Source organism: Cupriavidus sp. 01L45, from assembly GCF_056399885.1.
Map to the genome: position 1 here is coordinate 45338 of NZ_JBFTSG010000063.1, position 10061 is coordinate 55398.

At 60.8% G+C, this 10061-nt stretch carries 11 protein-coding genes, 1 tRNA gene, 1 rRNA gene and 1 pseudogene; 4 read left to right on the plus strand and 10 right to left on the minus strand.

Annotated features, from left to right (window positions below; translation table 11 throughout):
- Window positions 1-65 precede the first annotated feature (65 nt).
- From AC1DT6_RS33445 to AC1DT6_RS33480, 8 genes are all read right to left on the minus strand, one after another.
- A complete protein-coding gene (locus AC1DT6_RS33445; protein WP_045239979.1) occupies window positions 66-1076 on the minus strand; it encodes an inorganic phosphate transporter in 1011 nt (336 codons plus the stop codon).
- A gap of 13 nt (window positions 1077-1089) precedes the next feature.
- Complete coding sequence (locus AC1DT6_RS33450) at window positions 1090-1716, minus strand: DUF47 domain-containing protein (protein WP_035872371.1); 627 nt, start codon at window positions 1714-1716, stop codon at window positions 1090-1092.
- 211 nt (window positions 1717-1927) lie between these two features.
- Window positions 1928-3319 carry a replicative DNA helicase gene (locus tag AC1DT6_RS33455; protein WP_035872375.1) on the minus strand — a complete coding sequence of 464 codons (1392 nt, stop codon included), beginning with the start codon at window positions 3317-3319 and terminating at the stop codon, window positions 1928-1930.
- Between the two features lie 241 nt (window positions 3320-3560).
- Entirely contained in the window at window positions 3561-4013 is a 453-nt protein-coding gene (rplI, locus tag AC1DT6_RS33460) for a 50S ribosomal protein L9 (protein ID WP_441630790.1), read from the minus strand.
- A 31-nt stretch (window positions 4014-4044) separates the two neighbouring features.
- Window positions 4045-4323 carry a 30S ribosomal protein S18 gene (gene rpsR, locus AC1DT6_RS33465; RefSeq protein ID WP_006163606.1) on the minus strand — a complete coding sequence of 93 codons (279 nt, stop codon included), beginning with the start codon at window positions 4321-4323 and terminating at the stop codon, window positions 4045-4047.
- Between the two features lie 3 nt (window positions 4324-4326).
- On the minus strand, window positions 4327-4626 hold the full coding sequence (gene priB, locus AC1DT6_RS33470) for a primosomal replication protein N (RefSeq protein ID WP_017228959.1): 300 nt from the start codon (window positions 4624-4626) through the stop codon (window positions 4327-4329).
- 74 nt (window positions 4627-4700) lie between these two features.
- Window positions 4701-5075, minus strand: a complete 375-nt coding sequence (rpsF, locus tag AC1DT6_RS33475; protein ID WP_006163598.1) for a 30S ribosomal protein S6 — start codon at window positions 5073-5075, stop codon at window positions 4701-4703.
- A 101-nt stretch (window positions 5076-5176) separates the two neighbouring features.
- On the minus strand, window positions 5177-6175 hold the full coding sequence (locus AC1DT6_RS33480) for an asparaginase (protein ID WP_441630792.1): 999 nt from the start codon (window positions 6173-6175) through the stop codon (window positions 5177-5179).
- Window positions 6176-6399: 224 nt separating this feature from the next.
- Between AC1DT6_RS33480 and lexA the strand changes: the two genes are divergently transcribed.
- The 3 genes from lexA to AC1DT6_RS33495 all read left to right on the plus strand — a co-directional run bounded on the left by lexA (window position 6400) and on the right by AC1DT6_RS33495 (window position 7578).
- Entirely contained in the window at window positions 6400-7056 is a 657-nt protein-coding gene (gene lexA, locus AC1DT6_RS33485) for a transcriptional repressor LexA (RefSeq protein ID WP_477115267.1), read from the plus strand.
- Between the two features lie 109 nt (window positions 7057-7165).
- Entirely contained in the window at window positions 7166-7333 is a 168-nt protein-coding gene (locus tag AC1DT6_RS33490) for a hypothetical protein (protein WP_200876818.1), read from the plus strand.
- A 169-nt stretch (window positions 7334-7502) separates the two neighbouring features.
- Window positions 7503-7578: transfer RNA gene (locus AC1DT6_RS33495), tRNA-His, on the plus strand.
- 198 nt (window positions 7579-7776) lie between these two features.
- On the opposite strand, the gene AC1DT6_RS33500 is transcribed toward AC1DT6_RS33495, so the two are convergent.
- A complete protein-coding gene (locus AC1DT6_RS33500) occupies window positions 7777-8052 on the minus strand; it encodes a hypothetical protein (protein ID WP_441630795.1) in 276 nt (91 codons plus the stop codon).
- Between the two features lie 783 nt (window positions 8053-8835).
- Here AC1DT6_RS33500 and AC1DT6_RS33505 point away from each other — a divergent pair.
- Window positions 8836-9776 (plus strand): annotated as a pseudogene (locus AC1DT6_RS33505) (DUF808 domain-containing protein).
- Between the two features lie 199 nt (window positions 9777-9975).
- Here the strand turns inward: AC1DT6_RS33505 and rrf are convergent.
- A 5S ribosomal RNA gene (rrf, locus tag AC1DT6_RS33510) occupies window positions 9976-10061 on the minus strand; the annotation flags it as partial.

The window sequence follows — 10061 nt, forward strand, 5'->3', positions numbered from 1 at the left end:
AACAAACAAAAAGCCAGGCATTGCGCCTGGCTTTTTGCATTCTTGTCGAAGAGGTGTCCGATCGCTCAGAGCACGTGCCGGCCGATCCACCACGCGATGGCTGCCATGAAGGCAGAAGCCGGAATGGTCAGCACCCAGGCCCAGACGATGTTGCCCGCCACGCCCCAGCGCACCGCCGACATCTTCTGCACCGAACCCACGCCGACGATGGCGCCCGTGATGGTGTGCGTGGTCGACACCGGCACGCCCAGCGCCGAAGCGATGAACAGCGTGATCGCGCCACCGGTCTCCGCGCAAAAGCCGCCTACCGGCTTGAGCTTGGTAATCTTCTGGCCCATGGTACGCACGATGCGCCAGCCACCGAACATGGTACCCATGCCGATCGCCACGTAGCAGGAAACGATGACCCAGACCGGCGGCTCCGCGCCGCCCTGCGCCACGTGACCGCTGGCGATCAGCAACATCCAGATGATGCCGATGGTCTTTTGCGCGTCATTGCCTCCGTGGCCCAGGCTGTAGAGCGAGGCCGAGATCAGCTGCAGCCTGCGGAACCAGCGGTCCACCCGCGACGGCGGCGTGCGAAAGAACGTCCAGGCCACGATCACCATCATCAGCGAACCGAGCAGGAAACCCAGCAGCGGTGAGATCACGATAAAGGCCACGGTCTTGAGCAAGCCACCACCAACCAGCGCACCGGTGCCGCTCTTGGCCACCGCGGCGCCAACCAGGCCGCCGATCAGCGCGTGCGAGGACGACGAGGGAATGCCGTAGTACCAGGTGATCAGGTTCCAGGCAATGGCACCCATCAGGGCGCCGAAGATGACATAGTGATCGACAATATTGACGTCGATCGTGCCGGTTCCCACCGTGGCCGCCACCTTGAGGTGGAAGATAAAGATAGCCACCACGTTGCACATGGCGGCCATCGCCACCGCATGGTGCGGCTTGAGCACGCCCGTCGACACCACCGTGGCAATCGAGTTGGCGGCATCGTGGAAGCCGTTCATGAAATCGAACAGCAAGGCGAGCGCCACCAGCAGGGCGATCACCCACAAGCTCATTTGTATGGTCTGCATTCCGATGTGTGCCTCAGGCGTTTTCCAGGACGATGCCTTCGATGATGTTGGCAACGTCCTCGCACTTGTCGGTGATGGTTTCCAGTTGCTCGTAGATGGCCTTCAGCTTGATCAGGCGCTTGACGTCCGTCTCGTCGCGGAACAGCTTGGACATCGCCGCGCGCATTACGCGATCGGCCTCGGACTCGAGCTGGTCGATCTGCTGTGCCGTCTTCAGGATCGCGCTGGCATTGCTCATGTCTTCAAGCAGGCCGACCGCGATCTTGACCTGGTCGCAGCACTGCACGCAGATGGCGGCGAGCTTGCGCGCCTCGTCCGTCAGGCTGGTCACGTCGTACAGCGAGATGGTTTCCGCCACGTCTTCCATCAGGTCGAGGATATCGTCCATGGTGGTGATGAGCTTGTGAATCTCGTCGCGGTCCAGCGGCGTGATGAAGGTCTTGTGCAGCAGGTCGATCGTGTCGTGCGTAATGCGATCAGCCTTCTTTTCAGTGGCCTGCACGCGGCGCGCATGCGCCTCGGCATTGGGCAGATCGTTGACCAGCACCTCCAGCTCGCGGGCGGCGGTCACCGCGCAATCGGCATGCTGGTTGAAGTATTCGAAGAACTTGCCCTCGGTGGGCATGAATCGGCCGAACATGGAATGTTCCTTGTCGAAGCGCGGGGGCGCCGCGGGTTATTGCTGAATGAGGCAGGTACGCATTGCATGACAGCCGCCCTGGGGCGGCTGTCATCAAAACGCAATATTTTACAGGGTTGTGGAGCGAAGCCGGAGGACTTTGACAAGCGGCATGGACAATCCACCATCGCAGCCGAGCCACGATGCCCGGCAAGCCGCGCCAGGACAGGCTTCAGGTATCGTTATCGAAGAAAGCGGGGCCGCCGCTGAAGTTGTCAAACTTCGTGAATTGACCCAAGAAAGTCAGGCGCACGGTCCCGATGGGGCCGTTACGCTGTTTACCGATAATAATTTCGGCCGTGCCCTTGTCCTGCGAATCCGGGTTGTAGACCTCATCACGGTAAATAAACAGGATCACGTCGGCATCCTGTTCGATAGCGCCGGATTCACGCAAGTCGGACATCACCGGGCGCTTGTTGGGCCGCTGCTCAAGGCTTCGGTTCAGCTGCGAGAGCGCGATCACCGGACAGTTGAGTTCCTTGGCCAGCCCCTTGAGCGAACGCGAGATTTCCGAGATTTCGGTCGCGCGGTTTTCACCGCCGCCCGAACCCGACATCAACTGCAAATAGTCGATGATGATCAGGCCAAGCTGGCCGCACTGGCGCGCCAGCCGCCGCGAGCGGGCCCGCAGTTCCATCGAGCTCAGCGCCGGGGTTTCGTCGATGAACAACTGGGCATCGTTCATGCGCTGGATGGCATGTGTAAGCCGTGGCCAGTCCTCGTCGAGCAGGCGGCCAGTACGCAGGCGGTGCTGGTCCAGGCGGCCGACCGAGCCAAGCATACGCATGGCCAGCTGTGTGCCGGCCATTTCCATCGAGAACACCGCCACGGGCAGGCCCTGCTCCACCGCCACGTGCTCGCCGATATTCAGCGAGAAGGCGGTCTTACCCATCGAGGGGCGCCCGGCAACGATGATCAGGTCGCCCGCCTGCATGCCGCTGGTCATGCGGTCCAGATCGATGAATCCCGTCGGCACGCCCGTCACGTCGGTACTCGAGTCACGGTGGTACAACTCGTCGATGCGCTCCACCACCTGCGTCAGCAGCGGCTGGATCTCCTGGAAGCCCTTCTGCCCGCGCGAGCCCTCCTCGGCAATGGCGAACACCTTTGATTCGGCTTCGTCGAGCAGTTCCCGCACTTCGCGCCCCTTGGGGGCGAAGGCCGCACTGGCGATATCGTCGGCCGCGGTGACCAGCTTGCGCAGCACCGAACGCTCGCGCACGATTTCCGCATAGCGGCGGATATTGGCAGCACTAGGTGTGTTCTGCGCCAGCGAATTCAGATAGGCCAGCCCGCCCACCTCCTCCGCCTTGCCAGCGACCTGAAGCGTCTCGTAGACAGTGATGACGTCGGCGGGCTTGGTGGCGGCGATCAACCGGGAGATGCTCTGGAAGATCATCCGGTGATCGAAGCGGTAGAAGTCCGCTTCGGACAGGAAATCGGCGATACGGTCCCAGGCGGCATTGTCCAGCAGCAAGCCACCCAGCACCGATTGCTCGGCCTCGATGGAGTGCGGTGGAACCTTGAGATTATCTAGTTGGGGGTCTGCGACGGGCGCGTTCATGGGAAGGGATTATAACGGTCGCCGCCAGACAGCCGGGGGAGAATTCGCAGCCGGTTGTTACCGCGTCCGGCCAAGTGACGGCGGGACAACCAGCCCTGTGGCAATGATGCAAACGAGGGTAGCGGCCAAACAAAAAGGCAGGAGCAAAACGCTCCTGCCTTTTTGTTTGGTCAAGCCCGATACCGGCAACCGGCCCTGCCAGCCCAACAGGCACAAGCGGGACCGGTAGCGAGATCAGTGCTTAGACGTGTTCGCCCAGGACGGAAACCGTCACGTCGACCAGCACGTCGGTATGCAGCGAAACGCTGACCGGATGGTCGCCGACGATCTTCAGCGGGCCATTCGGCAGGCGCACTTGCGCCTTCTCAACCTTGAAGCCTTGACCAGCCAGCGCTTCGGCGATGTCGGCGTTGGTGACGGAACCGAACAGGCGGCCGTCCACACCCGACTTCTGGGTGATTTGCACGGTCAGGCCGTTCAGCTTTTCGCCTTCGCCCTGGGCCGCGGCCAGCTTCTCGGCAGCTGCCTTTTCCAGTTCAGCGCGCTTGACTTCAAACTCGCTGATAGCGGTCTGGGTAGCACGGCGGGCCTTCTTGTTCGGGATCAGGAAGTTACGGGCATAGCCGTCCTTCACGCGAACGATGTCACCCAGGTTGCCCAGATTGATGACTTTCTCAAGCAGAATAATTTGCATCGTGTTTTCTCCTTAACGGACCTAGGGCCGATCAGTTCTTGTGCAGGTCGGTGTAAGGCATCAGCGCGAGGAAACGCGCGCGCTTGATAGCCGTATCGAGCTGACGCTGATAGTGCGCCTTGGTGCCGGTCAGGCGGGCGGGGGTAATCTTGCCGTTGTCGCCGATGAAATCCTTCAGGGTGTCCAGATCCTTGTAGTCGATCTGTTCCACGCCAGCCACGGTGAAGCGGCAGAAGCGCTTGCGCTTGAACAGCGGGTTTTGCTGCTGGAAGCGCTTCTTGTTCTTGTTGTCACGTTTGACGAATGCCATGATTCAATCCTTTTCGAATGCTTTACATCCAGTGATGTGAAAGACGAGAGCCTTGCTGTTGCGGTGCTTGCGGGCCAGGAATCCTTCGCAGTCGAGCATCGCGCCGAGCGGAGTCCGCTCAAGCCGCTGGCCGATCTGACCGATTCCCATGGCGGCGATGGCGAATTCCACCTGCCTGGGCGTTTGCGCCTCGACCGTCTCGCCCGCGTACTGCAAGATGCAGTTGACAACGGGGACCCCGGCCGGGGTGTAACGCAAGGCATCGCGTTCCGCGAGCGTTGCGCAGAGCCTTAGCTGGTTCAACGCACTCTCCCGCACCGATGCCCGCACTTGCCGCCGCGGCGTTCAACGCCCACGGCAACCACAACAGTCCGCACTTAGGCGGCCTGGACTTCGCTGGTCTGTTGCGCGGCCTTGCGGGCTTCTTCGCGCTGCACTTCCTTCATCATCGGGGACGGTGCGGTTTCGGCCTTCTTGGTCTGAACGATGAGGTGGCGCAGCACCGCGTCGTTGAACTTGAACGCGTGTTCGAGTTCAGCCAGGGTTTCCTTGCCGCATTCGATGTTCAGGCAAACGTAGTGAGCCTTGGCCAGCTTCTGGATCATGTAGGCCATCTGACGGCGGCCCCAGTCTTCCACACGGTGGATCTGGCCTTCCTGCGACGTGACCAGCGTCTTGTAACGCTCGATCATGGCCGGAACTTGTTCGCTCTGGTCCGGATGGACGATAAATACGATTTCGTAATGACGCATTGACGCTCCTTTTGGATAAGCCGCCCGGGCGCCATGTCCGGTGCAGCAAGGTTGGATAGCCTTAAAGTATAGCGTGCTTTTGCCTTTTGGAGCAAGCCGCCTTAGTTTTCGGCGAAGAGCGCCTGCAACGCAGCGGGATCCGCAGCCAGTCCGGGCGTTGTCGCCAGGGCCAGCATCAGGAGCACGCGCGCCTTATATGGATTGAGATCGCCTGCAGAAACGAAGGCACCTGAAGCCGGTCGTGGAGGTGCCGGCATTGCCACATGCCCTGCCCCGGTGCGCGAGCTACGCACCACGGCCACTCCCGCCCCGGCCGCGTCCACCAGCGCATCGACCAGCGACTGGTGAACCGACCCGTTGCCTGCGGCCGCCACGACCAGCCCCGCCACACCTGCCTGCGCCAAAGCATCCACCACCAACCGGCCGGGCTCCGCGTAACTAGCAATAATCTCCACCTGCGGCCACTTGCACGGCACGGCCCAGGCCCGGTCCGGCAACAGCCGGGGCGCACGGACAAATCGCACGAGGTCGTCCTGCACGAACCCGATCGGGCCAGCCAGCGGCGACACAAAAGCGTTGACCGCTGACGTATGTCCCTTCACCACATCCCGCCCGGCATGGATTTCCTGATTAATCACCAGTAGCACGCCCTTGCCCGCCGCCCCGGCGCTGGCAGCCACCCGTACCGCGTCCAGCAGGTTCAAGGGACCATCGGCCGACAGGGAGGTCGAAGGCCGCATCGCCGCCGTCAGCACCACCGGCACCGTGCCCACCCATGCCAGATGCAGCAGCATTGCCGTCTCCTCCAGCGTATCGGTGCCATGGGTAATCACAATGCCCGCCACATCGGCCTGCGCAGACCAGAACGCAACGCGTTCAACCAACCGGGCCCAGAGGACGAACGACATGTCCTTGCTATCCACCTGCGCCACCTGCTCCGCCTCGACGCGGGCCACGGCACCGAGCGCCGGCACAGCATCAAGCAGCGCCGTCACAGGCACCGTGGCCGCCTGGTACTTCGCGCTGCTGGCAGCACTGGATGAAGAACCGGCAATGGTGCCACCGGTAGCAAGCACGACGACACGAGGCAGGAGGGACATGGCGAGATAGAGATCGAAAGCCAGAAAGGTTAAGCAGCGAGCGAAAAATTAGGCTGCAAGTGCCGCGAATTGTAACGCCCAGGCTCACGCCGCACGGCGCGGTGAGCCTCGCCTGACGCACCTGTCGATGCGCAAACTCCCAAAATTCCGCTTGCACTTCACTCGATACTGTATAAAATCACAGCATACTGTTTAAACATACAGTGCTTTCCAACACGGCGACCATGGCGACCCTGACACCGCGACAGCAGCAGATTTTCGATCTGATTCGCAGCAGCCTCCAGCACACGGGCTTTCCGCCCACACGCGCCGAGATCGCCGCCAAGTTCGGCTTCTCATCGCCCAATGCTGCCGAGGAACACCTGAGGGCTCTGGCCCGCAAGGGCGTAATCGAACTCACCCCCGGCGCCTCGCGCGGCATCCGGCTCAAGGTTTCGCGCAGCGACTCAGAACTACCAGACCAATTCTCGCTGCCAATGGCCGGCGTGATGCAACTGACGCTGCCCCTGGTCGGGCGCGTCGCGGCCGGTAGCCCGATCCTTGCCGCAGAACACATCGATCGCCAATACCAGGTCGACGCTTCGGTGTTCGACGTGCAACCTGACTACCTGCTCCGGGTACGTGGCCTGAGCATGCGGGCCGCCGGCATCCTCGATGGCGATCTGCTTGCGGTCAAGCGTGCCAGCGAGGCCCCGAACGGCAAGATCGTCGTTGCGCGACTGGGAGACGACGTCACCGTCAAACGCCTCAACCGCCGCGGCGACTCGATCGAACTCATTGCCGAGAATCCCGATTTCCCCAGCATCATCGTGCGCCCCGGCCGCGAAGAATTCTCTCTGGAAGGTATCGCCGTCGGCTTGATCCGACCCAGCGGCTTCTGACGAGTGCGGCTGAGGCGGGCAAGCCCGTATCACGCCGACGCCCGATTGTGCCAACGCCGCCCGCTAGTCGGGCACCGCTAACTGTTGTTGCAAGTCACCAGGTGTAGCCATGCTGCCAGCCAACCGCCTCTCCGCCCGCCGCCCCGTCAAGCCCGTACCATTCCGCCAATCCAAAGGCGTGCGTATCTACCAGGGTGCGCAACGACGCACCATGGTGGGCAGCATGGCAGCCATCTGCCGCATGCTTGAGCTGGAGGAGTCGGCCAAGCTTTCATAGGTGGGTTACGGCAGCACTCACTTGCGCGCGTCGCGGTAACCGACCTAACCGGCTGAAATCGCATAAGGCAGCGCAGAGAAAAAATTTGTGCAGAGTGCTAGCCATCCGCCTTTTGGTATTGTATGATCTTGTTCTTCGTTGCTCAGCAGCCAGCTGAGCAACCTCTACGGTGGCTGTAGCTCAGTTGGTAGAGTCCAGGATTGTGATTCCTGTCGTCGTGGGTTCGAGTCCCATCAGCCACCCCAAGAATTTGCCCTGCAAAACAGCGCCTTAACCAAGGCGCTGTTTTCATTTGTGCATCCCAAAGCCGGGTTCCATTCCCGCCATCCTCCCACGGTGGGAATACTTGCAACCGCCGGTGTCAGCACCACCGGCTCGATCTAGCCTGCTTCAGCATACCCCTCCCCCGTTTCTTCCACGCAGCGACCTCTCCCATCCCTTAGCTAGTCCGCAAGAGGGAATCCAAATTCGCCGCGCTCCAGATCTCGTTCAAATGCGACTGTCCACGAAATGCCGGTAGCTGCGGGATAGACTTGGACGTCTCCGCCCACTCGGGCGACAGTGATTTTCCGGGGGATATGACTCGCCCCGCTGCCTCGCGAAATGCCCTCTTCCTCGCTCACCTCGAAGTCTTCTCGAACAAATCCATGCCGCGCGCAGGCGGATTCAAAGTCGCCGCGTTCATTCACGGGCAATTCGTGGAACAGCTTTTGAACCATGGCTATCTCCCAGAGCCTGGCAAAATCCTAGCATGACGGCAAACCAGCGCGCATAGCCAGAAGCGCCAGGCATGAGCCTCATCGAGCGAATGAGAGTGCGGAATCAAAGTTCTACGAGGTGCCTAGATGCTCAGCGCCAGGAGCATCTCACACGATGGCGATTGCACAAGCGAACCTTGACCAAGCGATTTTGGACTCCGCTGAACATTATCGCCGGGCGATTGCCAACGCTTAACAGGCGCGTCTCCTGACTATCACGGCTACACCTGGGCCGACCGATAGCGGGGGGATCGTCAGCCACCGCAGGTCCGTTGAGTACCGCAGTAAGGCGCCTGGCAAAGCATCGTGCGACAGGTTCACAGTAAAAATCAGCCATCTCAAAAGCAAATCAGATCGAACTGCTCTTGCCTGGATCGCATACCCACTAGGTATGGCAGTTCGTCATCCAGCCATTCGATGGGCAAACTCGAATGGATGCGCTGCCCCTCCTGACGCAATTCGCGAGTTGGCTCCACTGCCACGACGCGACGCCCAAGCCGCGCAACAGGAATGACGCGACAAGCATTGATTTTAGATATTTCCCCTACGGCCGAGGAAGCGAACGGTTCTCGCTCGATTTTAGCCTGCAAGCTAACAGCCCACTGAAGGCGAACCGCCAGGATCGCCCCCAAATAGAGTGGGTATGGGATCAATCGCCGTCTTTCCATATGGCAATATCTTGCCATGCGGCCTTGATCACCTGAAGGGCCTCTCCTACTCAGCACCGACATGGGAGCTTGAAATATGGCCGGCACCAGCCTGCTTTTGTTGATCGACGACATCACCTCGATCCTTGACGATGTGGCAACCATGAGCAAGGTGGCTGCCAGGAAGACCGCTGGTGTCCTGGGCGACGATCTTGCCCTCAATGCGCAACAGGTCAGCGGCGTGAAAGCCGATCGCGAGTTGCCGGTTGTGTGGTCGGTTGCGGTGGGTTCTTTGCGCAACAAGGCGATTCTGGTACCGGCTGCGCTCGCAATCAGTGCTGCGACCCCTTGGGCGATCGTGCCACTGCTGATGGTGGGCGGCGCGTTCCTTTGCTACGAAGGATTTGAAAAGATCGCGCACCGCTTCATGCACGGAGAGTCACGGAGCGAAGTAGATCCTCCTGGCGAGCATCAGGCACAAGATCCTCCGACGGATTCAGCAATTGACGAGAAGGCGAAGATCCGCGGCGCGTGCGCACGGATTTCATCCTGTCCGCCGAGATCATCGTGATCTCACTGGGGACCGTCTCCGGCGCGCCGTTTGGTACGCAGGTGGCCGTGCTGTCCGCCATCGCCCTCGTCATGACAGTGGGTGTCTACGGGCTAGTGGCCGGCATCGTCAAGCTCGACGATGCCGGCCTGTATCTTAGTCAGAAAGCCTCCACCCTCGCGCGAGCCGTGGGCCGCGGGGTTCTTCGGCTGGCGCCTTGGCTAATGCGTATACTTTCCGTTGTGGGTACCGTGGCAATGTTCCTGGTTGGCGGCGGGATACTGGCACACGGATTTCCTGGCATGCATCGCCTGACGGAGGTAACAACGCAAATGCTTGGGGAAGTACCGTTGCTCGGCAGTGGACTGGAAATAGCGGCACCGATGCTGATCAATGCGATGATCGGTCTGCTGGCCGGGGCGTTGGTTACGATCGGCTTCACGGCAGTGAAGCGAGGAATGCGGGTTCTTCTGCCGTCATCGCGCTAACTTGCGACTGGACCTGTACCTTGTGCTGGCGATCGCGGACAAGAAGGTTTGCTTGAAGCAGGCTTTAATCGGCCTTTTCGCCACGAGCGGATCAGAGCGCTGTGCTTGTTTCGGCGCAAAACTCCGAAGGAGCAGCGTGAATCGCCGCCGCAAAAGCAAAACCCCCCAGTACTTTCGTACTGGGGGGTTTCAAGGGAGAGCCTGGCGATTACCTACTTTCACACGGGTATCCGCACTATCATCGGCGTGGAGTCGTTTCACGGTCCTGTTCGGGATGGGAAGGGG

Coding starts and splice junctions, on each gene's coding strand:
- AC1DT6_RS33500 (WP_441630795.1), bottom strand. CDS start 8,052: ATGGTTCAAAAGCTGTTCCACGAATTGCCCGTGAATGAACGCGGCGAC.
- rpsF (WP_006163598.1), bottom strand. CDS start 5,075: ATGCGTCATTACGAAATCGTATTTATCGTCCATCCGGACCAGAGCGAA.
- AC1DT6_RS33490 (WP_200876818.1), top strand. CDS start 7,166: ATGCTGCCAGCCAACCGCCTCTCCGCCCGCCGCCCCGTCAAGCCCGTA.
- AC1DT6_RS33480 (WP_441630792.1), bottom strand. CDS start 6,175: ATGTCCCTCCTGCCTCGTGTCGTCGTGCTTGCTACCGGTGGCACCATT.
- rpsR (WP_006163606.1), bottom strand. CDS start 4,323: ATGGCATTCGTCAAACGTGACAACAAGAACAAGAAGCGCTTCCAGCAG.
- AC1DT6_RS33455 (WP_035872375.1), bottom strand. CDS start 3,319: ATGAACGCGCCCGTCGCAGACCCCCAACTAGATAATCTCAAGGTTCCA.
- lexA (WP_477115267.1), top strand. CDS start 6,400: ATGGCGACCCTGACACCGCGACAGCAGCAGATTTTCGATCTGATTCGC.
- rplI (WP_441630790.1), bottom strand. CDS start 4,013: ATGCAAATTATTCTGCTTGAGAAAGTCATCAATCTGGGCAACCTGGGT.
- AC1DT6_RS33450 (WP_035872371.1), bottom strand. CDS start 1,716: ATGTTCGGCCGATTCATGCCCACCGAGGGCAAGTTCTTCGAATACTTC.
- AC1DT6_RS33445 (WP_045239979.1), bottom strand. CDS start 1,076: ATGCAGACCATACAAATGAGCTTGTGGGTGATCGCCCTGCTGGTGGCG.